The sequence below is a fragment of the Phaeobacter sp. QD34_24 genome (genome assembly GCF_028890115.1).
Lineage (GTDB): Bacteria > Pseudomonadota > Alphaproteobacteria > Rhodobacterales > Rhodobacteraceae > Phycobacter.
In genome coordinates this window covers 109,656-134,683 of the sequence record NZ_JARCJD010000007.1, presented here as the reverse complement: position 1 = coordinate 134,683, position 25,028 = coordinate 109,656, and the positions used below count along the sequence as shown (strand labels likewise).

The window sequence follows — 25,028 nt, the reverse complement described above, 5'->3', positions numbered from 1 at the left end:
CCATGACAGTCCTGACGCTGCTTGATTATGCTTCGGTTCTGGTCTTTGCCCTCACTGGCGCGCTGGTGGCCAGCCGGGCGCAGCTTGATATCGTCGGCTTTGCCTTCGTGGCCTGCCTCACGGCGGTGGGTGGCGGCACGGTGCGGGACCTCCTTTTGGACCGTCACCCGGTGTTCTGGGTGGATGATCCCAATTTCATCCTTCTGGCAACCGGTGCCGCCGGAGTGGTCTTTGTCACCGCGCATCTGGTGGAAAGCCGGATGAAATGGGTGATCTGGCTCGACAGTTTTGCCCTGGCAGTTGCGGTTCCGGCAGGCACCGGCGCGGCCATCGCCATGGGCAAACCGCCGGTGATCGTGGTGCTGATGGGCATGGCGACCGGATCACTGGGCGGGCTGATGCGCGATGTGGTCTGCAACGAGGTGCCACTGGTTCTGAAACAGGGCGAGCTGTACATCTCCTGCGCGATGGCAGGGGCGATCACCGCTGTCACCGCGATCTGGATGGGGCTGGAGACGGGCCCGGCCCTATTGGCCTGTGCGGTGGTCTGCTGGGCTCTGCGCGCAGGCTCCATCGCCTTTGGCTGGCACCTGCCCGTCTACAAAAGCCGCCCGCCGCGCGGTTAAGGCCCTTACTTCTGGAAATATTTCTGCCAGATCCAGATCAGTGCCAGGGCGCCAAGCACCGCGCCGACAAAGCCCGACAGCATCCCCATCACCGCAAGAAGCGTACGCAGCACCAGCCCGCCAATCACGGCGCCCGCCATGCCGATGGCCACGGTGGTGATGATATCCGCCTCGATCCGCATCAGCCTTGTGGCCAGAAACCCGGCGGCGGCCCCGATGATGATCAGTGCGACAATGGGCATCTCATTTCCTCCAACAACACGGCGAAACAGGGACAGGATCGCATCCCGGCCCTGCAAAGAAAAGAAAGTGCGCGCAATATCGCACGCCGATTACAGGCGCGTGCCCTTTGCCACAGGGAAGCCGCGCAGAAAGACATCCCGGTCCTGCGCGCCTTTGCCTGCTCTTTGCAAGCGCAGCAGTTCCACCGCGCCGCTGCCGCAAGCGACGGTCAGGCTGTCACTCAACACTTCGCCCGCCTCACCGCTGCCGTCGGCAAGACGCGAGGCCAGAAGTTTCACCCGCTGGCCGTCGACCTCGCACCAGGCGCCGGGAAAGGGCGACAGGCCACGGATCTTGCGGTCCACCTCTTCGGCCGGTTGGCTCCAATCAATCTGCGCCTCGCCCTTGTCAATCTTGGAGGCATAGGTGACGCCCTCTTCGGGCTGCACGTCCGGTGTGAGGTCAGGCAGCAGCGCCAGGGCCTCCACGATCAGACCGGCCCCCATGTCGGACAGGCGGTCGTGCAACTGGGCGGTGGTCTCCTCGGCGCCAATGGGCGTCGCCTGGCGCAACAGAACCGGCCCCGTGTCCAGCCCCGCCTCCATCTGCATGATGCAGATGCCGGTCTCCGCATCGCCCGCCATGATCGCCCGGTGGATCGGCGCCGCGCCGCGCCAACGCGGCAGCAGGCTTGCGTGGATATTGAGGCAGCCATGCTTTGGCGCATCCAGCACCGCCTGCGGCAGGATCAGCCCATAGGCCACCACCACGGCCACATCCACCTCAAGGGCTGCAAACTCCGCCTGTTCCTCGGCCCCTTTCAGGGAGACCGGGTGGCGCACCTCAAGACCCAGCGCCTCGGCCCGTGCGTGAACCGGCGTCGGGCGGTCCTTCTTGCCGCGGCCCGCCGGGCGCGGCGGCTGACAATAGACGGCGGCGATGTCATGCCCCGCATCCACCAGCGCATCCAGCACCGGCACGGAAAACTCGGGCGTTCCCATAAAGATGACGCGCATGGCCCTATCCCCCCATTAGCCGGTCAGTTTCTTGGATTTTCGGATCAGCATGTCACGCTTCACCTTGCTGAGCCGATCGATATAGAGCTTGCCGTCCAGGTGGTCGATCTGGTGCTGCACGGAGGTCGCCTCGATCCCGACGAAGTCGCGCTCGGTGATCTCGCCACTCTCATCCATGTAGCGCACGGTGACGGCGCGGGGGCGTTTCACCTTGGCGGAAACGCCAGGGAGGTTGGGCGAAGCCTCGTCATGTTCGCGCAGCTGGGTGGAGGCATGCAGGATCTCGGGGTTGGCCATGCGCACCGCCTTGCCGCGCTCGGTCGAGCCATCGACGACGGCAAGGCGCAGCATCACGCCGATCTGGTTGGCGCCAAGGCCGACGCCCGGCATCGCCTCCATCGTGTCGATCATGTCCTGCCAGATCTGGCGGATCTCGTCGGTGATCTCGGTGACCTCTTCGGCGCGGGTGCGCAGGCGTTTGTCGGGCCAGGGCAGGCAGGGGCGGACGGTCATTCTGTGGTCCCTTTCAGGGCGGAGTATTCGGCTTCGACCGCAGCACGGGCCGCCGGATCAAGGTGATCAAGGGTCAGGGTGCCGTTCAGATGGTCGAATTCATGCTGGATGCAGCGCGCCTCGAAGCCGTCGAAATCGGCCATGTGAATATCCCCTTCGGCGGCGGTCCATTGCACGGTGACAGCCACGGGGCGTTCAACCGGGACCATGACACCGGGGATCGACAGGCAGCCTTCCTCCATCGTGACCGGCACGCGCTCCACCGCCATGATCGACGGGTTGATCATCACCATCGGGGAGCGCTTGCCCTCTTTCCAGGTGCAATCCATCACGAAAAGCCGTTTCATCACCCCCACCTGCGGCGCAGCAAGGCCCCGGCCATTGGCGGCATACATGGTGTCGAACATATCGGCGATCAGATCGTCGAGGGGCTCCTGCTCCACCGGCGCACAGTGCTGGGTCAACCTTGAATCAGGCCATTTCAGGATCGGGAGAACGGCCATGGGCAAGCCCCTCGTCTGGCGCTGCGGGCGGGGGTTTACTGCTCCCGCGCGCGCTCGCGTTTCAGCTTTTGCATCTTGCGGGTGATCATCTGCCGCTTCAGCGGTTTCAGGTAGTCGATGAACAGCTTGCCGTTCAGATGGTCGATCTCATGCTGCACGCAGGTCGCCCAAAGCCCGTCAAAGGTCTCGCTCTGCTCATGCCCGTCGCGGTCGATCCACTTGACCTGCACCTCTTTGGGGCGGGTCACCTCGGCGTATTGCTCGGGGATCGACAAGCAGCCTTCCTCGTAGACGTTGGTTTCCTCGGAGGAGGCGACGACCTCGGGGTTGAACATCACCAGGGGGCGCGCATCGCCCTCACCTTCCTTGACGCAATCCATCGCGATCACTCGCTGCAGGATACCCACCTGCGGCGCGGCCAGGCCGATACCCGGTGCGGCATACATGGTTTCCAGCATGTCATCGGCCAGCACGCGCAGCTCGTCCGACACATCAGGCACAGGCACGCAGACCTTTTTCAGGCGGGGATCGGGGTGGATCAGGATCGGTCGTTTCATGGGCATGATTTAGGCGATTGCACCCCGCCCTGCAACGCCCCCCTTGCGCATGGCGTCATTGTGCGTAGCTTCACTGCCAAACAACCGGAGTTTCGAGCCATGGATTTTGACACCCTCATCGACCGCCGCGGCACCCATTGCGCCAAATGGGACATGATGGAGAGCCTATATGGCGTCTCGCCCGATGACGGGCTGGCGATGTGGGTGGCAGACATGGATTTCCCGGTACCTCCCGCGGTCACCGACAAGATGCGCGAGATGGCCGATCACGGCGTCTATGGCTACGTGAACTGCGAGAAACCCTACAAGGACGCGATCCGCTGGTGGATGCAGAACCGCCACGGCTGGGAGGTGGAGGCCGACGCGATCTTCACCACCACGGGTCTCGTGAACGGTGTCGGCATGTGCCTAGATACCTTCACTCAGCCCGGCGATGGCATCGTCCTGTTCACGCCCGTCTATCACGCCTTTGCCAAGGTGATCCGCAATGCGGGCCGCGAGGTTGTCGAATGCCTGATGACCAACACTTATGGTCGCTACGAGATGGATTTTGACGCCTATGATGCGCAGATGACCGGCAAGGAAAAGATGGTCATCCTCTGCTCGCCGCACAATCCCGGCGGCCGGGTCTGGAGCCAGGCGGAACTGCAGGCGGTTGCGGATTTTGCCAAGCGCCACGATCTGATCCTGCTGTCGGATGAGATCCACCACGATCTGGTCTATCCCGGCCACACACACATCCCGATGCAGAACGCGGTTCCGGACGTGACCGAGCGGCTGTTGATGCTGACCGCGCCGTCCAAGACCTTCAACTTTGCGGGCCTGCACACGGGTCAGGTGATCATTCCCGATCCGCACCTGCGTGAACAATTCCAGCGCCGCATGCTGGCCCTTGCCCTGGCGCCGAACTCGGCCGGGCAATTCGCCACTGCCGCCGCCTATTCGCCCGAAGGTGCCAAATGGGCCGATCAACTGGTCGCCTACCTGGATGGCAACCGTCAGGTTTTTGACGCCGCAATCGACAAGATCCCCGGTCTGTCGTCGATGCCCTTGGCCGCGACCTATCTCTCTTGGGTCGATTTCTCCGGCACCGGCATGAGCCGCGAGGAATTCACCAAGCGGGTGGAACAGGGCGCAAAGATCGCCGCCAACCACGGCACCACCTTTGGCACCGGCGGAGAAGATTTCCTGCGCTTCAACCTTGGCACACAACGCTCCCGCATCGAAGAGGCCTGCGCGCGCTTGGCCGAGGCCTTCTCGGATCTGCAGTAATCAAACGACAAAGGGCGCGGCCTATGGCTGCGCCCACCAATGCCAATAGTTGGCAAGGTCTCTCCATTAGGTCACGCCGCTGGCAGGTCTCACGCCTCGCCGTGCAGCCCGTCGTATGAGATCAGCCCAACCGGAGCGTCCGGCGCTCGGTAGAAATCCAGCGGAGCCTTCTCGGCGGCCGCGGTCGCCCGCTTGAACTCATAGCGCATCTCGCCGCCTTCGGCTTCGGAGGCAACGATCAGGCATTGCGACAGGTGACGGGCACCATCGTAGAGATCGACCAGGCCGCGCAGTTGCGGTGCGTCCACCTCTTCCACCGAAAAGCCGTCCTTCCACATGCGCAGAACGGGAAACTGGGATTCGCCCACCTGCACACGCAGGCGGCTTTTCTTCTTCATCCCCTGAATACGCGCGGCGTCCAATGCGTCCTGAACGGCCTTGGGAACATAGGTGGTCATGGCAATTGCCTTCCTGGTGGGATCTTCTGATCTGCGGGCACGCCCTAGGGTGACTCACAATGCCCTAAAATCAAGTGAAGTTTTCCTGAAATCCGCTGCATGTGGTCGCAGGACACGTGCCCCTGTGCAGATCCGCAGAGAAGCTGCGCGCCTGTTGGCGTGGCGCGCAGGCCCGCTTTGCCTATTTTGCGGGTCTGGAACGGTAAGGAGCGAAACGATGGGTCTTTTGATCGACGGCACATGGCATGACACATGGTACGATACCAAATCGACAGGCGGTGCCTTTGAGCGCTCGGTCTCGCAGTTTCGCAACTGGATCACGCCGGACGGCAGCGCAGGCGCTTCGGGCGATGCGGGCTTTGCCGCCGAAAGCGGGCGCTATCATCTCTATGTCTCGCTCGCCTGCCCCTGGGCGCATCGCACCCTGATCTTTCGCCAGTTGAAAGACCTCGCCGACCATATCTCTGTCTCGGTTGTCCACCCCGACATGCTGGATCGTGGCTGGACCTTTCAGACCGACGATCATGGCGCCACCGGTGATACCCTGTTCGGCCATGATTACGCCTATGAGATCTACACCCGCGCCGACCCCACCTATTCGGGTCGGGTCACCGTGCCGATCCTCTGGGACAAGCAGCGCAACACCATCGTGTCGAACGAAAGCTCGGAAATCATCCGCATGTTCAACTCGGCCTTTGACGATCTCACAGGAAATCGCGACGACTACTGGCCCGAAGAGCTGCGCGAACCGATCGAGGCGGTCAACGCACGCATTTACGACACGCTCAACAACGGGGTCTATCGCTGCGGCTTTGCCACCACGCAAGAGGCCTATGATACGGCAATCGGGCCGCTGTTCGACACGCTCGACTGGCTGGAGGACCTTCTGTCAGAACACCGATACCTGCTGGGCACCCGCGTGACCGAGGCCGACTGGCGCCTGTTCACCACGCTATTGCGGTTCGACCCGGTCTATCATTTGCACTTCAAGTGCAACCGCAACCGGCTGATCGATTACCCGAACCTCTGGGCCTATACGCGAGAACTGTACCAGTGGCCCGGCGTCAAGGAAACCGTCGGCATGGAGCACATCGTGCGCCACTATCACTACAGCCACGACACCATCAATCCGAACCGGATCCTGCCGATCAACCCGGTGATCGACTGGGAGGCTCCGCACGGAAGAAGCTAAGGAATTCCTTACCTTTTTGACTGCCAGCCCGCAAAATGCCGCCCTGGGTTGCAGTGTCCAGTTGCTTTATCACCTGACCTGTTTCATATGGCTGACGACCGGCACCGGGTGATCGGTGTCCTTTCACGAGTCAGGGCCTGAAATGGTGACACTGGATACCGGGGCTGAACCCACCGCACGCGACCATGGCGGTAATCTCTCCGCAGCCATTGCCACATATGGCGGCCTGCGCTCGGAGTGGATCGATCTGTCCACCGGCATCAATCCAGCCCCCTATCCCTTGCCCGATTTCACAGCCGAGGATTGGTCCGCCCTGCCCGATGCGACCGCCGCCGACGAGCTGAACCGGGCGGCGCGCGAGTTCTGGCGCGTGCCAGAGGGTGCGGCGGTGCTGGCCTCCCCCGGCGCCTCGGCCCTGATTGCCCTGGCACCTGCGCTGGCGGCCGCCCGCTGGGTACGGATCGACACGCCCACCTATAATGAACACGCTGCCGCCTTTCTCGCGCAGGGCTGGCGCATCGCAGACACCCAGCCGGCCGAGGCCTGCGTCGCCGTCCATCCCAACAATCCCGACGGGCGCCTGTGGCAGGCCTCAGACTTCAACACGCCGTTTCGCATCATCGACGAAAGCTTCTGCGACATCTGCCCGGATCAAAGCCTGATCCACCTGGCCAAGGAGCCGGGAACGCTGGTCCTGAAAAGCTTTGGCAAGTTCTGGGGGCTGGCTGGCTTGCGATTGGGCTTTGCCATCGGGGATCCGGCGCTGATTTCACGCCTGGCCGATCTGCAAGGCCCCTGGGCCGTGTCCGGCCCGGCGCTGAAGACCGGCATTCGCGCGCTCACCGATGGCGATTGGGCCGCGCAGACCCGTGCCCGGCTGGCAAGGGATGCCGCCCGCCTCGACGATCTGGTCCTGCCCAGGGGCGGCGAACTGGTCGGCGGCACGGACCTGTTCCGGCTCTATCGCGTGGATGATGCCGCCGCCTGGCAGGATCGGCTGGCCCGCGCCCATATCTGGAGCCGCATCTTCCCCTATTCCACCACATACCTGCGCCTTGGCCTGCCGCCGGACCATGGCTGGACCCGTTTGGAGGCCGCCCTTTGAGCACCGCCACACTCCTTGCCCTTGCTCTGATCCTGGATGCGCTCTTTGGTGAACCGCGCTGGCTGTGGGATCGTCTGCCGCATCCCGCTGTGCTGATGGGTCGGCTGGTCAAGACACTGGACGAGGGGCTGAACGCAGGCAGTGGTCGCAAGATCAAGGGCGTGGCGGCCGCATCGGCTCTGATCCTGACGGGCTTGATCCTGGGCTGGCTGCTGTCGCTCTTTGGTCCCCTGGTCGAGATCCTGCTGGCCGCCGTGCTGATCGCGCAACGCTCCCTGATCGATCATCTTCTGGCCGTGGTCACAGGGCTGCGAAACGGTCTGGAGGGCGGGCGCCAGGCGGTGGCGATGATCGTCAGCCGCGACACCGACGGCATGACCGGCCCGCAAGTGGCGCGCTCTGCCATCGAAAGCGGTGCGGAAAACATGTCGGACGGGGTGATTGCACCCGCCTTCTGGTTCCTGGTGGCCGGGCTGCCGGGGCTGATCGCCTACAAGATGATCAATACCGCCGACAGCATGATCGGCTACCGCAACGCGCGTTACGAGGAGTTCGGATGGGCCGCCGCCCGGCTGGATGATCTTTTGAACCTGATCCCGGCGCGGCTGACCGCCGTGCTGATCGCGGTGAGCGGCCGCGTGCTGCGCGACTGGCCCGCCATCGCGGCCGATGCGAAACAGCACCGCTCTCCCAATGCCGGCTGGCCCGAGGCGGCCATGGCGCGCGCATTGAACGTGGCGCTATCGGGGCCACGATCCTACGACGGAAAGATGCGCGATTTTCCATGGGTGCACGAGGCTGGCGCCAAAAGCGCTGACGCCCATGCGATCCGGCGCTGCACCGAGATGCTGTGGATGGCCTGGGCGCTAGGCCTTGTGTTGACAGTTGCCATCGCGGTGATCTTCTAGCACATATCAAGGCAACCTCCCTGTCTAGAAAGGACACCGAAGGCATGCGCAAACTGGCCCTTTCCCTTGCAACCGCCGCGTTGCTGCCCGCAAGCGCCATGGCTGAATGCGGCGGCAGCTTTTCTGATTTCATCGCAGGCTTGAAACAGGAGGCCGTGACAGCAGGCTTTGATCCCGCCACGGTGAACGCCTTCTTCAAGGGTACAGAGCAGGATCCAAAGGTGCTGCGCGCCGACCGGGCACAGGGGGTGTTCCAGAAACCCTTTATCGAGTTTTCGCGCCGCCTGATCTCGCAGAACCGGATCGACCGGGGCAAGGCGATGTCAAAGAAATACGACAGCACCTTCCGGCGCATCGAAAGCACCTATGGCATCAACCGCGGCGTGCTCTTGGCCTTCTGGGCGTTCGAGACCGATTACGGCGCCTTCCAGGGCGATTTCAACACCCGCAACGCGCTGGTGACCCTGGCCCATGATTGCCGCCGCCCGGAGCTGTTTCGCCCGCAGATCTTTGCCGCGCTGGAGCTGTTTTCACACGGAGATTTCGACCCGGCGCGCACCACCGGCGCCTGGGCCGGGGAAATCGGCATGGTGCAGATGCTGCCCCGCGACATTCTTGAAAACGGCGTCGATGCGGATGGCGACGGGCATGTGACGCTCAAGACCTCGGCGCCCGATGCGCTGATGTCCGGGGCCAAGATGTTGTCCCACCTCGGCTGGCGCGCAGGGCAGCCCTGGATCCAGGAGGTGCGCCTGCCCGGCGGCATCGATCTGTCGCTCACCGGGCCTGCGCAAAAGCTGAGTGTGGCGGACTGGGCGCGCATGGGGGTTGCCGCGCGCGACGGACGCCTGCCCGCCCCTGAAACGCCCGCCTCGCTGATCCTGCCGCAGGGGCACAAGGGGCCGGCCTTCCTCGCCTATCCGAATTTCGACGTCTATTTCGAATGGAACCAGAGTTTCACCTACGTGATGACCGCCGCCTATTTCGCCACCCGGCTGGAGGGCGCTGCGGTCTATGACGCAGGCAATCCCGATCAGAGCCTCAGCGGCGCGCAGATGAAGCAGCTCCAGAAAAAGCTGCGGTCCCTGGGGCATGACGTGGGGGATATCGACGGCATCCTGGGTGCCAAGACCCGGATCGCGGTACAGAGTGAACAAAAACGCCTTGGCCTGCCAGCCGATGCCTGGCCCACGCCTGCGCTGCTGAACCGGCTCTGACACCCAGGCCTTAGCGCACAGGAAACCGCGCGCCCTTTTGGGTGATCAGCACCACGCGGGTGCCGCTGTGAACATAGAGATCACAGCGGGAAAACCCGTCCACGAAGTCGATGCAGACACTGCCGTCAGGCGCAAGGTGATAGCTGCCCCAGCTGGTGCCGCCGCCATTCACCGCTGAATAGGTATAGGAATAGGCTCCATCGGAACCAAAACGGGCCTCTCCATCATCGTAGAACACGAAGGATTGCCCCGGCAGCGCGGCCAGTTCGACCGGATCAAATGGCCGATCTGAGGGCCGCAAAGCCCAACCGGGCGCATCGGCCACAGCCGCAGCCGCCAAAAGAAACAGTGCTGTTGATACCAGGGCGCATCTCATCCCCGCAGCCTAGCGGTTTTGAGGGCCAGGCGGGGTCACGATCCGGTGACAGAGCCCGACCCCGATTTAAGCTGCAGCTGCACGGGCAAAGGCTTACCAGCCGATGAACTCTTCAAAATCCTTCATCGCACGCGACCAGATCGAAACCTGGCGGGCAAAGTCATCGGCGCTGATCCCGTCCTGACCCATGAAGATGTCCATCTCGATCCGGGCCGAGCCTTCCTCGGAAATATAGCTGCGGGCAAACCGGTTCTGCATGTTCCACTCGTTCACCTTGGACAGGCGCACGGATCCATCGGTCTGATAGCCCGAGAAGAACTGCACCGCATCGCAGTTCCGGTTGTTGTCGCAGCCGTAGTAGTAGACCGAGAATTCGCTGCCGTAATAGTCGACACGCAATTTGGGGTCGCCCACATTGTCGGTTGTCCGCTCGACCTCGGCCCCCTCATTCTCAAAGAACCGCGCCAGGCTTCCTGCATCCAAGGCATAAAGGTTTTCGGCCTGCGCCGCCAAAGGCAACATCACGAGGCTGGCGACGGCAAGGGATCTGGCGAGGGGCATGGCGGTTCTCCTTTTCGGCGTTTAGCAAGAGCCTAAGTCGGGGCCTGCCCTGGCACAAGAAATTCTCCGGCCTGACAGGGGGGAGTTTCCGCCGAGACGGCGCAGATCGGTTGCCCCCAAGGGGCGGGAAACCGATCAGGCAACCATGGCTTCGGCCTTCTTCAGGTCGACCGAAACCAGCTGGCTGACGCCCTTTTCCTGCATGGTGACACCAAACAGCCGATCCATGCGCGCCATGGTCACCGCGTGGTGGGTGATGATCAGGAAGCGGGTGTCGGTCTGGCGGCACATCTCGTCCAGAAGGTCACAGAAGCGCGTGACATTGGCGTCATCCAGCGGCGCGTCCACCTCGTCCAGCACACAGATCGGCGCCGGGTTGGACAGGAAGACCGCAAAGATCAGCGCCATGGCCGTGAGGGTCTGCTCACCGCCCGACAAGAGCGACAGGGTCGAGAGCTTCTTGCCCGGCGGCTGGCACATGATCTCCAGGCCCGCATCCAGCGGATCGTCGCTTTCGACCATCACCAGGTTCGCCTCACCGCCGCCAAAGAGATGGGTGAACAGCATGGCAAAACTGGCGTTGACCTGCTCGAATGCGGTCAACAGGCGTTCGCGCCCTTCGCGGTTGAGGCTGGCAATGCCGCTGCGCAGGGTCTTTACCGCTTCCTCCAGATCCTGCTTTTCCGCAACCAGCTCGTCATATTCGGTCTGGATCTCGCGGGCGTCCTCCTCGGCGCGCAGGTTCACCGCGCCCAGGGCATCGCGCTGTCGCTTGTGGCGGGATACTTCCGCCTCCAGCGCCTCGGCCGAGGGCATCTGATCCGGGTCGGTGTCCAGCTGATCGAGCAAAGCCTGCGGCGCGCAATTCTGTTCCTCGGCGATCCGCTCGGCAGCATGGGCGACGGTTTCGCGCGCCCCGTCGAACCGCGCCTCTGATCGAGCGCGAGCCTCGCGCGCCTCGGAGGCCAGCCGCTCGCAATCGCGTTCCGCCTGGACCGCCTCGCGCAGCACACCTTCGGCCGCGACCAGGGCATCCGTGGCGGCCGCCTTGCGGGCCTCGGCCTCCTCGATCGCCTCGTTCAGCTCTTCGCGTTTCTCGGCGATCTCGGCCGGCACCGCATGGGCGTCTTCCAACTCCTCCTGCGAGGCCTCGCGCCGTTCGGCCAATTCTTCGATCCGCCGTTCGGCGGTTTCAAGGCGATGACGCCAGCCCGACAGTTCCTTGGTGACCTGCTGGGCGCGTTTGGTGCGCGCCTCGCCCTCGCGGCGCAGCTCGTCATGAGAGGAGCGATGCGTCAGCATGGTGATACGGGCGGCTTCCACCTGCTGCTTGATCTCTTCCACCACCGCGCGGGCCTCGTCGAGGTTCCCCAGATCCGCATGGGCGGTCTCGGCCTCGGTCAGCTGCAGGCGCGCGGCCATGGCGTCTTCGTCGTGACGGGCCAGGGCGATGCCAAGGGTTTCCAGCTTGCCCTCGGCCATGTTGCGATCCGCCTCTGCCCGGCTCAGCGCGCGGGCCGCATCCGCGACCCGCTGGTCGGCAGCACGGCGGGCCTGACGGGCCAGTTGATCCGCCTGGGACACTTCTTCGAGCTTGCGCAGCAGCGTTTCATGGGCGGCGCGGGCACCATCAGCACGGGCCCCGACCCGTTCCAGGTCCTGTTTCAGGGCCTCAAGCCGATTGAGCTGTTCCAACCGCAGCGCGGCGGCACTGGGGGCATCCTCGGCCCAGGCCCGGTAACCATCCCAGCGCCACAGGTCCCCGTCCAGCGTCACCAGCCGTTGCCCCGGCTTCAGCTGCGCCTGCAGATCGCGGGCGGCATCGCCTTCCACCAGGCCGATCTGACCGATCCGCCGGGCCAGCGCCTCGGGGCCGGAGACATATTTCGCCAGGGGATCCACCCCATCCGGCAGCGGCGCGTCGCGATCATAGCCTGCCAGCGTTACCCAGCCGGTGGGACCATCCACCTCCGCCAAAGGCGCGCGCAAATCATCCGCGAGGGCCGCACCCAGCGCCTTTTCATAGCCCGGCGTCACGCTCAGCTCATCCAGGATCTGGCCACCCTCGGCGGTGTCGCGCTCCACCAGTTTGGCCAGCGCGGTCACCTCGGCCCTGAGCGCCCCCAGTTCCCCTTCGGCTTCCGAGCGCTGCGAGCGCGCCTCGGTCTCGCGCTCCTGGGTGTCGGCGCGCAGCTCATCCGCGGCGGCCAGCGCCTCTTCGGCGGCCTCGGCGGCTTCGCGGGCATCTTCCTCGGCGGCAACGGCAGCCTCGAACAGCTCTTGCGATTGCTCCAGCGCTTCCTCTGCGCTCTCCTGTGCGGCGCGGGATTTCTCGCCCTCGTCCGTCGCCCGTTGCAGGGCACGCTGGCAATCCTCGACCAGGCGGCGGGCCGACTGGTGGCGCGCGGCAAGCCGGGCCACGTCTTCGGTCACCTGTGCCAGGTGCTCTTCGCGCGCCTCCAGGATCTGCCCGGCATCGCGCGCCAGTTCGGCGGCCTCGGACAGGCGATCATCATGGCCTTCGCTGGCCTTGGAGAGTTCGCGCTGTTCCCATTCAAGGCGCTCGATGGTCTCTCCCGCATCGCGGTTGAGCCCCCCTTCACGTTCAATGTCATTGCCAAGCTGCTGAATGCGGGAGGTCAGCCGCTCAATCGCCTGCCGCGCCTGCGCCTCCTGGTCGCTCAGCGCATCGCGCTGCACCACAAGGCGCTGCAGGATGGCGGCGGCAATGGCTTCTTCCTCGCGCAGAGGCGGCAGCGCCTCTTCATCCTTGGCGCGCTTTTCACCCGCAGCACGGCTCAGCGCCTCAGCCTTGGCAGCCTGGGTGATGCGGATGCGCAGCTCGTCCTCGGCCGCCTGGCGGGCATCGTCCGCCTCGCGCCAACGGCGATAGAGCAACATGCCCTCGGCCAGACGCAGCTTTTCCCCGATATCGCGATAGCGCTGCGCCTGTTTGGCCTGCCGCGCCAGTTGCGATAGCTGTGCTGCCAGCTGTTCTATCACGTCATCGACGCGCAGCAGGTTCTGTTCGGTGTTCTTCAGCTTCAGCTCCGCCTCGTGGCGACGCTGATAAAGGCCGGAGATGCCTGCGGCTTCCTCCAGGATGCGGCGGCGTGCCTTGGGTTTGGCGTTGATCAGCTCGGAAATCTGCCCCTGCCGCACCAGGGCCGGCGAATGCGCGCCGGTCGAGGCATCGGCAAACAGCATCTGCACATCGCGCGCGCGCACATCCTTGCCGTTGGATTTATAGGCGCTGCCCACGTCGCGGGTGATGCGGCGCACGATTTCCAGCTGATCGCTGTCGTTGAACCCGGAGGGCGCCAGCCGATCGCTGTTGTCGATCTGCAGGCTCACCTCGGCGAAATTGCGCGCCGAGCGGGAGGAGGTACCGGCAAAGATCACATCCTCCATGCCGCCGCCGCGCATGGCGCGGGCGCGGGTCTCCCCCATCACCCAGCGCAGCGCCTCCAAAAGGTTCGACTTGCCACAGCCATTCGGCCCGACAACGCCGGTCAGCCCATCCGCGATGATCAGATCGGTCGGATCGACAAAGCTTTTGAAGCCGTTGAGCCTGAGTTTGGAAAAGCGCAAAACCGCCCCTTTGTGATTCTCGTGGCAAAAACCTCAGCAGGTTCGCAGGCCGTGAGTCAACGGCGCAGCCCCCAAATCAGGACCAAAGGCAGGCTGTCGCCACTATATCTTGTGGATAACCCGAAAAAACAGGCCGAAACCCGCGATCACAGGCGATCGCGACAGTCCAGGCGCCCCAGCAATAGCGCCTGATCCCCCATCACCCAACGCACCCTGCAGCCGCTGGAAGCCGCCATCGCGCGCCGCGCGCGATCCCTCAGCGGTCCCAAGCGGGGCGCATATTCGGGGTTGATACGCACCGCCTCGATCAGGGTGCCGCGTTGGCGCAGATCAAAGCTGCTGCCCTCCACCGTCACCCGCACCGGCTCGATCCCTTGGAAGTGCGTGCTGGGCGCAGCACAGCCCATCAGCAAAAGAGAAACCGCAATTGTCGGAACGCGCATCGGAGCCGCCTCACCCCTCTTGCCCGGCCATCAAACGCCGGAGCTGAGGCGTATCATACCATCTGCGCGGCCTGCTGCCGAGTCTGGGCAGGGGCTTCGGACAGGAGCTGCCCCAGACGGGCGATCCCCTCCTCGATCTCTGCCTCGGCCAGCACCGAGAAGCTGAGCCGCAGCGTATTGCTGCCACCGCCATCGGCAAAGAAGGCCTGGCCCGGCACAAAGGCGACCTTCACCGTCTCAAGCGAGCGCGCCAACAGTTCTGCACCGCTCACGCCCGCAGGCAGGGTCAGCCAGACGAACATGCCCCCCTCGGGCCGGGTCCAGTGCACGCCGGGCGGCATGTGCCGCTGCAAGGCCGCCAGCATGGCATCCCGGCGGGCCTTGTAGGCGGCGCGCACCTTCTCCACATGGGCGTCGAAGATCTGCCGTGCCACGGTGTTCACGGCCATCTGGTTCACGGTCGCCGAATGCAGGTCGGCGGCCTGTTTGATCAGCACCATCTGAGAGATCACCGGCTTGGCGGCCACCGCCCAGCCCACCCGCAACCCCGGCGACAGGGTCTTGGAGAAGGAGCCGCAATAGATCGTCCGGCAGTCCTCGATCGAGCCTTTGCGGCCCAGTTCCATGGCCAGGATCGGCGACACCGGCGTCCCGTCATAGCGCAGGTCCTGATAGGCGCCATCCTCGATCACGGCGCAGTCCAGCTCCTCGGCCAGGTCCAGCATGCGGGCGCGGGCAGATTCCGTCACCGTCTGCCCGGTGGGATTTGCGAAATCGGCGGACAGATAGGCGAATTTCACCGCACTGCCAGAGCTTTCGGCGCCATCGCGATAGCTGTGCGCGGTGCGATTACCCTCTAGGGTCAACTGGTCATAGCGCGGCTCATAAGCGTTGAAAGCCGCCAGCGCGCCCAGGTAGGTCGGCGCCGTCACCAGCGCGGTATCGCCCGGCGACAGGAACAGCTTGCCCAGGTAATCCAGCGCCTGCTGCGACCCGGAGGTGATCAGGATATTGTCCGGCGTACAGGTGATGCCGAGCCGCCCCATGCGCTCCACGATCCACTGCTTCAGCGGCAGATACCCCTCGCTGACGGAGTATTGCAGCGATTGCCCCTGTTGCCCGTTCGTAAGCGCCTGACCAAAGGCATCGGCAAAGGCCTCCGCCGGAAACAGGGAGGGATCCGGGATGCCCCCGGCAAAAGACAGGATTCCTGGCTGGTCCAGCAGTTTCAGCAACTCGCGGATTTCCGATGCCTTCATGCGCAGGGCGCGACTGGCAAAGATCTCTTTCAACGACATGGGCGTTTCTCCTGGACCACTTGAGCCGAAAGTATGTTTTACCAACATTAAGTCAACAAATCTGACCTTTTATTACAAAAGAGTGATCGGATCATTCCGTTTGTTGCCGCGGGTTAGAAAGCTTGCGCGGGCCGCGGTCATATGATTTGACCAATTCAACCACCCTTCCATGTGTCTAGTTACAGGGTCCGAGGCACCGATGCCGTTTCAGAAAGTCCAACCCGAAAAGCTCTCCACCTCGGTTGTGCGCCAGATCGAGCAGTTGATTCTGCGCGGGATCCTGTCGCCCGGCGAACGCCTGCCGGCCGAACGGGAACTGGCCGAGCGTCTTGGCGTGTCGCGCCCGTCGCTGCGCGAGGCGATCGGCGAATTGCAGGATCGTGGGCTGCTGACATCCAAAGCCGGATCCGGGGTCTTTGTGGGCGATGTTCTTGGCTCGGCCTTCTCCCCTGCCCTGGTGCAGCTGTTTTCCAGCCATGACGAAGCGGTCTTTGACTATCTGTCCTTTCGCCGCGACATTGAGGGCCTGGCGGCAGAACGGGCAGCGCGGCTTGGCTCGGACGATGATCTGCAGGTGATCCAGACCATCTTTGACAAGATGGAAGCCGCAGGAAACCCCGCTGAATCGGAAGAGGCGGCCCAGCTTGATGCCGAGTTTCACTCCGCCATCATGGATGCCAGCCACAACGTGATCATGCTGCATATGATGCGCTCGATGATCGACCTTCTGCGCGAGGGGGTGTTCTACAATCGCAAGGTCATGTTCCAGCAGTACACCACCTATGACGCCATAGTGGAGCAGCACCGCGCCATCAATGCGGCCCTGCAGGCCCGCGATCCGGGTGGTGCGCGCGCCGCGGTCGAGCGCCATCTGGACTATGTGAAACAGGCGCTGATGGATCACCAGCGCGCCGAACGCAATGCAGAGATCGCCCGCCAAAGGCTGGAGCACGAAAGAAGTAAATCCTGAAACCGGTCAGGCGCCGTGCGAAACACCCGGTTGCAGGTTTTGGCGCCAATCCGCCATCGTCGAGGTGAGCCGATCCGAGATCTTCTGGAAATCACTCCCGTTTAACAGCGCTGCTGCCGCCTCGACCTCGCCGTTTTCAACGCATCTGGCGATCTGCCCCGCAGCCTTGTGGAACCGCGCATGGGCCTCGACCACGAGCCGGTACTCTGCCGCATTGGCAACCACTGGATCCTGAGACAGCTGCCGCAGCCACTTGCCAAAGGTGCAAAGATCGTCCCGCGAAATCTCCAGAGAACTGCTGCTCAACCTGCCCTTGGCCACGGCCTCTGACAGTTGCAGCTTCCAGCAGCCATGCGATCCCATGGCCTGTTTGATCTGTTGCGCCAGATCCGACATCTACTGAATTCCCCAAACGCCTCTGCCTGTGCGGGCAGTTTAGCGCTTGGGTGTGAACAGCCGGTATACGGTGTAATGGCTAACGCGTTGCGCAACGGGTTATGCGGCTGAAAATCGTTCCAGAAAGGTGGTCTTGCCGCTGGGAGCGCGTCGATAGCTCAGGCTTGGAAGCCCGAGGCCATAGCATTGCGTGGATATGATCCGCCCTGGTTCCGCGGCTTCCGCGGCTGCACGAAGGGACAGTGGCTGAAACTTCACCGCGGAACCGGTGATTTCAAAGGCTCTGGTAATACCTGTTTCAACTGCCATGGGTCTTTCCTTCATTGCGTGTTGATTACAGTTTTAAAACAATCCGGCAGATCGCGCAGCGCCACCAAAGCGCATAGGAAAGGTGCGTCTGATCATACGCCCTATCCTTATGGATAGGCCCCGTTTGGACAGGTCCTGCAGGACGAATGGAGCGGCCGCGTCTCTGCCACGTGCCTGCGAAGGTCGGCCACCGCACAGCCGGTTGCTGCATACAAAAAACCCGGCCACCAGGGCCGGGTTTTTCGAATTCAGCGTTGATGGTGCCGCTTAGTGCAGTTTGGCGTCCACATCCGCGATAGCCGCTTCGATCAGCTTGTTCGCTTCGGTTGCGGTCATCTGCTTTGCAATCACCTGGTCGGCGGCTGCAACGGCGATGGAGATCGCCTGATCGCGGACTTCCTTCACGGCCGAAGCTTCGGCGGAAGCGATCTGATCCTCGGCTGCGGCCAGACGGCGCGCAATCGACTTTTCCAGATCGACCTTGGCTTCTGCAGCGGCCTTTTCGGCGTCTTCGCGGGCAGCTGCCACGATGCGATCCGCCTGAGCCTGAACTTCCTGCTGCTTGCGCTCGTAGGAGGCCAGAATGGTCTGGGCCTCTTCACGCAGGGCGCGGGCTTCGTCCAGCTCTTTCTGGATGCCTTCGGCACGTTGGTCCAGCTGACCGCCGATCAAGGTCGGAACCTTGGCGAACAGCAGGATGCCGATGAACAGGATGAAGGCCAGAGCAACAACCAGGTTGGTGTTGGACAGGTCCATACCACCACCGGCAGCAAAGGCAGGCGAGGTGGCGCCAAGGGTCAGGGCAATTGCCAGTACTGTGCGCATGTCCTTATCCTTTCATCCGCTCGTCAACCGCAGCCGCGATGGCTTTGGCGTCCGACTTGCCGCCCAGGGCTGCAACCAGCGCCTCTGCGGTGTCATTGGCCACGGTCTTGACGCTGTCCAGCGCGCCCGCCTTGATTTCGGCGATGGCCTTTTCAGACTCGGCGGCCTTTTCGGTGATCTGCGCATCCGCCTTGGCGATTGCGTCGTTCAGATCGGCCTGAATTTCGGCACGGGCCTCGGCGGCGATGCGCTGCGCTTCCGCGCGGGCGTCGGCCAGGGCCTTGTTATATGCGTTTTCGGCCTCGACCGCCTTGGCTTTCAGATCTTCAGCCGCGGCGAGGTCGTTGGTGATCGTTCCCTGGCGTTCGGCCAGTACCGCCGCAATGCGGGGCAGGGCTACGCGCGACAGGATGAGGTAGATCACGACCAGCGCAACGGCGAGCCAGAAGATCTGGTTTCCGAAGGTCGAAAAATCCAGTTGCGGCATGCCCGGTGCAGAGCCGTGCGCGGCATCTGCTGCGCCGTGTGCTGCCTCTTGCGTGTTTGATGCCATGTCGTTCTCCTTGGGAACTTGCCGTTACACCGGGCAGCGCGAAGATCCGCGCCGCCCGGCCGTAAGGATTGAGGTTCCTGAGGTCTTAGACAGCGAACATCAGCAGCAGAGCGACCAGGAACGAGAAGATGCCCAGGGCTTCTGCAAACGCGATGCCGATGAAGAGGGTTGCGGTCTGGCCGGCGGCTGCCGACGGGTTGCGCAGAGCGCCTGCCAGGAAGTTGCCGGCAACGTGGCCCACACCGATTGCGGCTGCGCCGGAACCGATTGCTGCCAGGCCTGCGCCGATGAACTGACCGAGTTGTGCGATATCGCCTTCCATGATTTCTCTCCTTACGATGGAATTGGTGATTTAGGGTCTCGGGAGGGCCATCTGGCCCACCCGGATGAGGGTACAATCCTGCCTTAGTGGCTCGGGTGCAGTGCGTCCTTGAGGTACACGCAGGTCAGGATGGTGAACACATAGGCCTGGATGAAGGCCACCAGAACTTCGAGGGCGTAGACTGCGGTGATGGCGAAGATCGGCAGGAAGCTGAACGCGCCCAGAGCGGCGGCAAAACCTGCGAACACCTTCAGAACCGCGTGGCCAGCCATGACGTTACCAGCAAGACGGATGCTGTGGCTGACGGGGCGCACGAAGTAGGAAATAAGCTCGATGATGGCCAGGATGGGGCGCAGTGCCAGCGGCGCGCTCGACACCCAGAACAGGCCAAGGAAGCCGACGCCATTCTTGACGAAACCGACGATGGTCACGGTGAAGAAGACCAAGGCGGCCAGAACGGCGGTCACGGCGATATGCGAGGTGGTGGTGAAGGAGCCGGGGATCAGGCCCAGGAAGTTCGCCATCACGATGAACATGAACAGGGTCATGATGTAGGGGAAGAACTTCACACCGTCCTTGCCGGCAACGTCCTCAACCATTTTGTAGATGAAGCCATAGGCCAGTTCCGCAACCGACTGGGCGCGGCTCGGAACGATGGCGCGGCGCGAGGAGCCCAGAACCAGCAGGGCAAAGACCGCGACGATCGCCAGGCCCATCCACAGGGTCACGTTGGTCGGGGTGTACCAGGCGATGTGATCACCAAAAAGCGGGCTCACGTTGAACTGGTCCATCGGGTGGATCGCCAGGGCGGCATGCTCGGGCGCGAAAAGGAAGCCCGAAACGACGACCAGCGCCAGTGCCGCGAAAAAGAAAATCTTGCCCATCTGTCCGTGTCTCCTGTCGCCGAAAGCTGCCCCTTGTGGGTCAGCCCCGGTCTTGCGCATTTTTGTCGGCCTCTTCGGCCAGTTTCTCGTTCTGGATCTCCTGCGCAGTGCGAAGCATCGTCTTCACCCCGGCGGCAAGCCCCAGCAATATGAACAGCACCATGAAGATGGGCAGGGTTCCAAACAGCTGGTCCAGCCCGTATCCGATGCCAAAGCCGATCCCAAGACCGGCCACCAATTCGATCACCATCCGCCAGGCCTGGTTGGCCAGGGAATAGTGCTCATCCGCGCGCGGCTTGGGCTCCTGGGCCTTACGCGCCTCCGCCAGTCTGGCCTCCAGCTGCGCCATGCGCTGCTTTTGGTCATCATCTGTCACGGGCGCCATCCTCACGCGAATTCTGATGAGGGTGCTAAGGGGTGCGGGGTAAAGAGTCAATTGTTCAGATGGGACTGCGGAACAGCTCCTAATAGATTGATTTAAAATACAATTCTGCCAAGGAAACTCAGCCGATGTAGGAGCCGGGCAGCCAGGGGCTGGAGATTCCAGGGCAAAATCCTCATTCAACCCTCCGGTTAAGTAAGAAAATCACCCCAAAACGGGCGCCTGTGATGCCAAGCCGGGCCTTGACCGGTCAGACCCTTGCGTCTAACGCCAAGGGGTGACTGACCGCGCTGATCTCGATACCGTCTTTGCCGCCCTCGCCGATCCCACCCGGCGGGCGATCCTGACCATGCTGCTGGAAGACGACATGGCCGTGACCGATGTGGCCGAACCCTTCGAGATGTCGCTGGCGGCGATTTCCAAGCATCTGACCATCCTGACCCGCGCAGGGTTGATCGCGCAGGAAAAACGCGGCCGGGTGAAATGGTGCAAGCTGCAACCGGATGCGCTGCGCGGCGCTTCGGTCTGGATGCAGGGCTTTGGCCAGTTCGAGCCGGTGAACCTCGATGCCTTTGAACGCTTCCTCGCTTCCGAACTGGGCGGCGAGGATGAGACCCGCGAATAGGCGGGATCAGCTCGGCGCGCGGGCAGGTTTCGCGTCATCCTCCAAGAGCAGCACCAGCGCGATCACCGTCAGCGCGATCCCCACCAGCAGCAACCCCGAGGGCACCGGGCGGCCCAGCGCCACTTCCCAGACGATCACCCAAGAGGGGGTGAGATAGGTATAGGCCATCACCTTGGCCGAGGGCAGGTGCAGGGTCGCGTATTGCAGCAGCACGAAGGTCGTCGCGCTGGCAAAGATCGCCAGATAGAACAGCCCCACCCAGACGATGCCCGGCAGGTCGGTCCAAGCGGTCGTGCGGATGTCGCTCCAGCCAAAGACCGTCAGGATCACCGCACCCGCAATCAGCATGCCAAAGGTGAAACTCACCGCAGGCTCGCCCCGGTTCAGCTTGCGCACCATGGGCGTATAGATCGCGTGGGAGACGCACCCGAGGAAATAAATCATCTCGCCCTGGCCGATCTCAAAGACGACGAAGGCGGACCAGTCAGCGCGAAAGATCACCCAAAGCGCGCCCGTGGCACCAATGGCCAGCGCCAGCGCCATGCGCGGGGTGGTCACCTGCCGCAACAGGATCCAGCCGAACACCCCGCTCATCACCGGGGTCAGGGTGAAAACCGCCGAGGCGCTGACCGGATCCGCCGTCTTCAACCCGTAGAACATCAGCACGAAATAGGCCGCGAACAGCCCGCCCAGCACCAGGAACCGCCAGGGCGCATGGAAATGACTGGCGCGGAGTTTCCGCGTCCCAAGCGCAACCGCGCCGATGATCACCGCAGCCAAGGCAAAGCGCGCCGCGTTCAATGCTGCGGGCGCGATCTCATTGGCCACCATCACGCCCAGCGAGAAAGACCCCGCCACCAGCGCCGAGAACAACAGCATGGCCAGATGCCCCTTCAGGGCAGGCGTCAGGCCACCCATTCCTTGGACCTTTCTTTCAGGAACTTGAGGAAGCTCTGCACCTTGTTGGTGCGATGCAGATCCACATGGGTGACCAGCCACAGGCTGCCCTCCCATTCCTTCAAGGGTTCCATCATCTGCACAAGGTTGTCGTGACGCGCGGCCTCCCAGAGCGAGAGGAAACCGATCCCCGCCCCGGCAAGCACCGCCTCCTGCATGGCAACCCCATCGGTACAGCGGAACATGATGGTCTCCGGCGTCGTATGCTCGCGCAGCCAGCGGTAGAACGGCGCCCGGCTGTTCTCATTGTCGCTGCCCACAAAGCGGTGGTTGTGCAGGTCCTCCACGCCACCGAGCAGGCCTTGCCGTTCCACGTAATCGGTCGTTGCAAACATACCGACCCGCTGGCTGAGGAAGGGTTGCACCACGTTATCGGGCTGGTCCGGCCCATTCCCGGCCCGGATTGCCACATGGGCCTCGCCGTATTCCAGACGGAACAGGCGCTCTCCGGTCAGGTAGCGGATGATCAATCCCGGATGCATCTGCTGGAAATCCGTCAGAACCGGCACCAGAAGGTGCGACAGGGAGGACAGGGAGGTGACGACCAATTCGCCGGTGACCTCGTCGCCCTGCCCCTTGAGCCGCCCGGCCAGCTGGCTGAACTGGTCATCGGTGGTCTGCGCCACCCGCAACAGATCCTGCCCGGATTCGGTCGGGGTATAGCCACGGGCATGGCGCTGGAACAGTTTGACTCCCAGGCGCGCCTCGATCGCGTCGATATGGCGGATCACCGTGGCGTGGTGGACGCCCAAGACCTCGGCGGCGCCGCTGACGGTGCCCATACGCGCCACCTGATAGGCCGTGCGCACCTCATCCCAGTTTTCCATCTGTCTCTCCGTTGTCAATTTGCAGAGGGCGGCCCCATGTGCAAATTTGCGCATATCCTGTGATAATATCGAGAATTGCGTTCAAAATTGCAATGACACATTTGTGTTTTCAAAGCTTCACCCCAGAACAGGACAAAACACAATGACCAAGACCGTATTGCATATCGACTCCTCCGCCCGCCGCGAAGGCTCCGTCTCCCGCGATCTGACCGCCCAGATCGTCGCGCGCCTCGGCGCTGACGAGGTGATCCGCCGTGACCTGGCGACACCGCTGCCACTGCTGGACGAGGCCTGGATCGGCGCCAACTTCACCCCTGCCGATCAGCGCAGCGACGAACAGAAAGGGCTGCTGGCCCTGTCCGACGCGCTGGTCGGGGAACTGAAGGCCGCCGACACGCTGGTGATCGGTGCGCCGATCTACAACTTCTCGGTGCCTGCCGGCCTGAAGGCCTGGATCGACCTGGTCGCCCGCGTTGGCCTGACCTTCGCCTATAGCGAGGCAGGCCCCGCTGGCCTGCTGGAAGGCAAGCGCGCCATCATCGCGGTTGCCTCGGGCGGCACCGAGGCCGGATCGGCCATCGACTTTGCAACCGGATACCTGCGCCACATGCTGGGCTTCATGGGCATCACCGAGGTCGAGATCGTGGCAGCCGACACCCTGGCCATCGACGAAGGCGCCGCCCTCGCCAAGGCAAAATCCCAGATCGAGGCGCTGGCGGCCTGATCCGGCTCCCGCACCCGCTCTCATAGAAACGAAAAGAGCCCCCGGATCCGGGGGCTCTTTTGTCTTTGGCAGGATCGAAACCGCTCAGGCTTCGATCTCCTTGATCATATCGACGCGGGTTCCGTGGCGACCGCCTTCGAACGCGGCATCAAGGAAGGCGTCCACGATCTCCAGCGCCAGCGATTCCCCGACCACGCGCGCCCCGATCGACAGCATGTTGGCATCGTTGTGTTCCCGGGTCATGCGGGCCGAGAAGGGTTCCGAGCAGACACCGCAGCGGATGCCCTTGACCTTGTTGGCCGCCATCATGATCCCCTGCCCGGTACCGCAGAGAATGATGCCCAGCGCGCAATCACCCGAGGCAACCTTTTGCGCCGCTGCTTCGCCGTGCTTGGGATAATGGGTGCTTTCGGGGGTGGTGGGGCCGATATCGACCACCTCCCAGCCCTTTGCCGCGATATGTTTCGCGATGGCCTGCCGCATGTCGATGGCGGCGTGGTCGCTGGACAGGACGATACGTTTGTTGTCAGCCATGGGATGTCATTCCTTATATATGCGAAACGCAAGGCGCTGCCCGTGTTTCAGATCCAGTTCACCTCGACCTCGATGCGGTCAAGGAAGGCCAGTAGGTCGCCGCGCGCCATGACGACGCTGCGGGTGTTGATGAGCGGATGCATCGAGATCACATCCGCCTGCTGCGCGGCGCGATCCAGGTGGAAGGCCACACCCTTTTGCGCCCCGGTAATCATCGCCAGCGGGCTGACGGCGCCGGGAAAGATCCCCAGGTGCTCCATCAGCCTATCCGCCGAACCAAAGCTGAGCCCCGGCGCGCCGATCTCCTTGCCCAGTGCCTTGAGGTCGATCTCGCGGTCCTGCTCGACCGAGACCAGGAGGTTGCGCTTCTTGCGATCCCGCAGGTAGAGATTCTTGATCCGAAGCGTGGCAAGGCCCGGCTCCATGATCTGATCTTCCACCGTCTTGGCATCCTCGACGGTGCGCAGGGGGATATGTTCGTGAAGCCTGTAGGCCAGCCCCCAGTCATCCAGCCGCGCCAAGAGCGCATCTGAAGAGACGGGCATGGTCGAAATGTCCCCGGCGCTGGTATTCATCTGGCTGTCGATCCGCTATTGGTCATGTGCTGTTGCCTCTCATGCCGCAAATCTGCCCAAGGCACAATGCGGCGCCCTGCTCCGGTTACAAACCCCAGCAGAGTTGACTCCCCAACCGATCCGGCGTAGGGACAGCGCAACTTTCCGGAAGATTCCCATGTCTTCCGGTCCCCGTGCATTGCCGGGGATCGCCCTCCACCAGCGTGTTACGCCCGTGGGGGCATTTGTGCATGGGCGTCGTGGTCCCTACATACCGGGGGCAGAAAACCGAAACCGGCTCAAAGGAG

At 63.1% G+C, this 25,028-nt stretch carries 31 protein-coding genes; 9 read left to right on the top strand and 22 right to left on the bottom strand.

What is annotated here, in order from left to right; translation table 11 throughout:
• Window positions 1-2: 2 nt before the first annotated feature.
• A complete protein-coding gene (locus tag PXK07_RS07885; RefSeq protein WP_274847666.1) occupies window positions 3-626 on the top strand; it encodes a trimeric intracellular cation channel family protein in 624 nt (207 codons plus the stop codon).
• A gap of 5 nt (window positions 627-631) precedes the next feature.
• Here the strand turns inward: PXK07_RS07885 and PXK07_RS07880 are convergent, their stop codons facing one another.
• From PXK07_RS07880 to def (PXK07_RS07860), 5 genes are all read right to left on the bottom strand, one after another.
• Window positions 632-868: a GlsB/YeaQ/YmgE family stress response membrane protein gene (locus PXK07_RS07880; RefSeq protein WP_274847665.1), complete on the bottom strand. Its 237-nt coding sequence runs from the start codon at window positions 866-868 to the stop codon at window positions 632-634.
• A gap of 90 nt (window positions 869-958) precedes the next feature.
• Window positions 959-1,864 (bottom strand): methionyl-tRNA formyltransferase, encoded by a 906-nt coding sequence (gene fmt / locus PXK07_RS07875; RefSeq protein ID WP_274847664.1) that lies wholly within the window; start codon window positions 1,862-1,864, stop codon window positions 959-961.
• A 15-nt stretch (window positions 1,865-1,879) separates the two neighbouring features.
• The gene (gene def / locus PXK07_RS07870) at window positions 1,880-2,377 is read right to left on the bottom strand and encodes a peptide deformylase (RefSeq protein ID WP_274847663.1); all 498 of its coding nucleotides are present in this window, start codon (window positions 2,375-2,377) and stop codon (window positions 1,880-1,882) included.
• Window positions 2,374-2,880 (bottom strand): peptide deformylase, encoded by a 507-nt coding sequence (def, locus tag PXK07_RS07865; RefSeq protein WP_274847662.1) that lies wholly within the window; start codon window positions 2,878-2,880, stop codon window positions 2,374-2,376. The genes def (PXK07_RS07870) and def (PXK07_RS07865) overlap by 4 nt, the downstream gene beginning before the upstream one ends.
• Before the next feature lie 35 nt (window positions 2,881-2,915).
• The gene (def, locus tag PXK07_RS07860) at window positions 2,916-3,437 is read right to left on the bottom strand and encodes a peptide deformylase (protein ID WP_274847661.1); all 522 of its coding nucleotides are present in this window, start codon (window positions 3,435-3,437) and stop codon (window positions 2,916-2,918) included.
• 99 nt (window positions 3,438-3,536) lie between these two features.
• Between def (PXK07_RS07860) and PXK07_RS07855 the strand changes: the two genes are divergently transcribed.
• Window positions 3,537-4,709 carry a MalY/PatB family protein gene (locus PXK07_RS07855; protein ID WP_274847660.1) on the top strand — a complete coding sequence of 391 codons (1,173 nt, stop codon included), beginning with the start codon at window positions 3,537-3,539 and terminating at the stop codon, window positions 4,707-4,709.
• 89 nt (window positions 4,710-4,798) lie between these two features.
• On the opposite strand, the gene PXK07_RS07850 is transcribed toward PXK07_RS07855, so the two are convergent.
• The gene (locus tag PXK07_RS07850; protein WP_274847659.1) at window positions 4,799-5,167 is read right to left on the bottom strand and encodes a hypothetical protein; all 369 of its coding nucleotides are present in this window, start codon (window positions 5,165-5,167) and stop codon (window positions 4,799-4,801) included.
• Between the two features lie 217 nt (window positions 5,168-5,384).
• Here PXK07_RS07850 and PXK07_RS07845 point away from each other — a divergent pair, with 217 nt between their 5' ends.
• The 4 genes from PXK07_RS07845 to PXK07_RS07830 all read left to right on the top strand — a co-directional run bounded on the left by PXK07_RS07845 (window position 5,385) and on the right by PXK07_RS07830 (window position 9,589).
• Window positions 5,385-6,359: a glutathione S-transferase family protein gene (locus PXK07_RS07845; protein WP_274847658.1), complete on the top strand. Its 975-nt coding sequence runs from the start codon at window positions 5,385-5,387 to the stop codon at window positions 6,357-6,359.
• 142 nt (window positions 6,360-6,501) lie between these two features.
• On the top strand, window positions 6,502-7,464 hold the full coding sequence (locus tag PXK07_RS07840; RefSeq protein ID WP_274847657.1) for an aminotransferase class I/II-fold pyridoxal phosphate-dependent enzyme: 963 nt from the start codon (window positions 6,502-6,504) through the stop codon (window positions 7,462-7,464).
• Window positions 7,461-8,372 carry an adenosylcobinamide-phosphate synthase CbiB gene (gene cbiB / locus PXK07_RS07835; protein WP_274847656.1) on the top strand — a complete coding sequence of 304 codons (912 nt, stop codon included), beginning with the start codon at window positions 7,461-7,463 and terminating at the stop codon, window positions 8,370-8,372. The genes PXK07_RS07840 and cbiB overlap by 4 nt, the downstream gene beginning before the upstream one ends.
• 44 nt (window positions 8,373-8,416) lie before the next feature.
• Entirely contained in the window at window positions 8,417-9,589 is a 1,173-nt protein-coding gene (locus tag PXK07_RS07830; protein WP_274847655.1) for a lytic murein transglycosylase, read from the top strand.
• Window positions 9,590-9,599: 10 nt separating this feature from the next.
• On the opposite strand, the gene PXK07_RS07825 is transcribed toward PXK07_RS07830, so the two are convergent.
• From PXK07_RS07825 to PXK07_RS07805, 5 genes are all read right to left on the bottom strand, one after another.
• A complete protein-coding gene (locus PXK07_RS07825; RefSeq protein WP_274847654.1) occupies window positions 9,600-9,965 on the bottom strand; it encodes a hypothetical protein in 366 nt (121 codons plus the stop codon).
• 93 nt (window positions 9,966-10,058) lie between these two features.
• The gene (locus PXK07_RS07820; RefSeq protein WP_274847653.1) at window positions 10,059-10,526 is read right to left on the bottom strand and encodes a YbjN domain-containing protein; all 468 of its coding nucleotides are present in this window, start codon (window positions 10,524-10,526) and stop codon (window positions 10,059-10,061) included.
• Window positions 10,527-10,661: 135 nt separating this feature from the next.
• Window positions 10,662-14,117, bottom strand: a complete 3,456-nt coding sequence (locus tag PXK07_RS07815) for a chromosome segregation SMC family protein (protein WP_274847652.1) — start codon at window positions 14,115-14,117, stop codon at window positions 10,662-10,664.
• 146 nt (window positions 14,118-14,263) lie between these two features.
• Window positions 14,264-14,560: a hypothetical protein gene (locus PXK07_RS07810; RefSeq protein ID WP_274847651.1), complete on the bottom strand. Its 297-nt coding sequence runs from the start codon at window positions 14,558-14,560 to the stop codon at window positions 14,264-14,266.
• 53 nt (window positions 14,561-14,613) lie between these two features.
• A complete protein-coding gene (locus PXK07_RS07805) occupies window positions 14,614-15,858 on the bottom strand; it encodes an aminotransferase-like domain-containing protein (protein ID WP_274847650.1) in 1,245 nt (414 codons plus the stop codon).
• A 199-nt stretch (window positions 15,859-16,057) separates the two neighbouring features.
• Here PXK07_RS07805 and PXK07_RS07800 point away from each other — a divergent pair, with 199 nt between their 5' ends.
• Entirely contained in the window at window positions 16,058-16,828 is a 771-nt protein-coding gene (locus PXK07_RS07800; RefSeq protein ID WP_274847649.1) for a FadR/GntR family transcriptional regulator, read from the top strand.
• 6 nt (window positions 16,829-16,834) lie between these two features.
• On the opposite strand, the gene PXK07_RS07795 is transcribed toward PXK07_RS07800, so the two are convergent.
• From PXK07_RS07795 to PXK07_RS07765, 7 genes are all read right to left on the bottom strand, one after another.
• Window positions 16,835-17,224, bottom strand: a complete 390-nt coding sequence (locus tag PXK07_RS07795; protein ID WP_274847648.1) for a CZB domain-containing protein — start codon at window positions 17,222-17,224, stop codon at window positions 16,835-16,837.
• A 99-nt stretch (window positions 17,225-17,323) separates the two neighbouring features.
• Window positions 17,324-17,533: a hypothetical protein gene (locus PXK07_RS07790; RefSeq protein WP_274847647.1), complete on the bottom strand. Its 210-nt coding sequence runs from the start codon at window positions 17,531-17,533 to the stop codon at window positions 17,324-17,326.
• A gap of 267 nt (window positions 17,534-17,800) precedes the next feature.
• Window positions 17,801-18,358, bottom strand: a complete 558-nt coding sequence (locus tag PXK07_RS07785) for a F0F1 ATP synthase subunit B (RefSeq protein WP_274847646.1) — start codon at window positions 18,356-18,358, stop codon at window positions 17,801-17,803.
• Window positions 18,359-18,362: 4 nt separating this feature from the next.
• Entirely contained in the window at window positions 18,363-18,911 is a 549-nt protein-coding gene (locus PXK07_RS07780; protein ID WP_274847645.1) for a F0F1 ATP synthase subunit B', read from the bottom strand.
• An 85-nt stretch (window positions 18,912-18,996) separates the two neighbouring features.
• Window positions 18,997-19,233, bottom strand: a complete 237-nt coding sequence (locus PXK07_RS07775) for a F0F1 ATP synthase subunit C (protein WP_008205040.1) — start codon at window positions 19,231-19,233, stop codon at window positions 18,997-18,999.
• Window positions 19,234-19,316: 83 nt separating this feature from the next.
• Complete coding sequence (locus PXK07_RS07770; protein ID WP_274847644.1) at window positions 19,317-20,117, bottom strand: F0F1 ATP synthase subunit A; 801 nt, start codon at window positions 20,115-20,117, stop codon at window positions 19,317-19,319.
• A gap of 40 nt (window positions 20,118-20,157) precedes the next feature.
• Window positions 20,158-20,502 (bottom strand): AtpZ/AtpI family protein, encoded by a 345-nt coding sequence (locus tag PXK07_RS07765; RefSeq protein WP_274847643.1) that lies wholly within the window; start codon window positions 20,500-20,502, stop codon window positions 20,158-20,160.
• 274 nt (window positions 20,503-20,776) lie between these two features.
• On the opposite strand from PXK07_RS07765, the gene PXK07_RS07760 reads away from it, so the two are divergent.
• Window positions 20,777-21,124: an ArsR/SmtB family transcription factor gene (locus PXK07_RS07760; RefSeq protein WP_274847642.1), complete on the top strand. Its 348-nt coding sequence runs from the start codon at window positions 20,777-20,779 to the stop codon at window positions 21,122-21,124.
• A gap of 6 nt (window positions 21,125-21,130) precedes the next feature.
• Here the strand turns inward: PXK07_RS07760 and PXK07_RS07755 are convergent, their stop codons facing one another.
• Window positions 21,131-22,042 carry a DMT family transporter gene (locus tag PXK07_RS07755; RefSeq protein ID WP_274847641.1) on the bottom strand — a complete coding sequence of 304 codons (912 nt, stop codon included), beginning with the start codon at window positions 22,040-22,042 and terminating at the stop codon, window positions 21,131-21,133.
• Complete coding sequence (locus PXK07_RS07750; protein WP_274847640.1) at window positions 22,030-22,908, bottom strand: LysR family transcriptional regulator; 879 nt, start codon at window positions 22,906-22,908, stop codon at window positions 22,030-22,032. The genes PXK07_RS07755 and PXK07_RS07750 overlap by 13 nt, the downstream gene beginning before the upstream one ends.
• 142 nt (window positions 22,909-23,050) lie before the next feature.
• Here PXK07_RS07750 and PXK07_RS07745 point away from each other — a divergent pair, with 142 nt between their 5' ends.
• A complete protein-coding gene (locus tag PXK07_RS07745) occupies window positions 23,051-23,632 on the top strand; it encodes an FMN-dependent NADH-azoreductase (protein ID WP_274847639.1) in 582 nt (193 codons plus the stop codon).
• Between the two features lie 84 nt (window positions 23,633-23,716).
• On the opposite strand, the gene rpiB is transcribed toward PXK07_RS07745, so the two are convergent.
• Together rpiB and PXK07_RS07735 are read right to left on the bottom strand one after the other, a co-directional pair.
• Window positions 23,717-24,166 carry a ribose 5-phosphate isomerase B gene (gene rpiB / locus PXK07_RS07740; protein ID WP_274847638.1) on the bottom strand — a complete coding sequence of 150 codons (450 nt, stop codon included), beginning with the start codon at window positions 24,164-24,166 and terminating at the stop codon, window positions 23,717-23,719.
• Window positions 24,167-24,213: 47 nt separating this feature from the next.
• Window positions 24,214-24,741, bottom strand: coding sequence for a prolyl-tRNA synthetase associated domain-containing protein (locus PXK07_RS07735; RefSeq protein ID WP_274847637.1), 528 nt, complete (start codon window positions 24,739-24,741; stop codon window positions 24,214-24,216).
• Window positions 24,742-25,028: the final 287 nt, after the last annotated feature.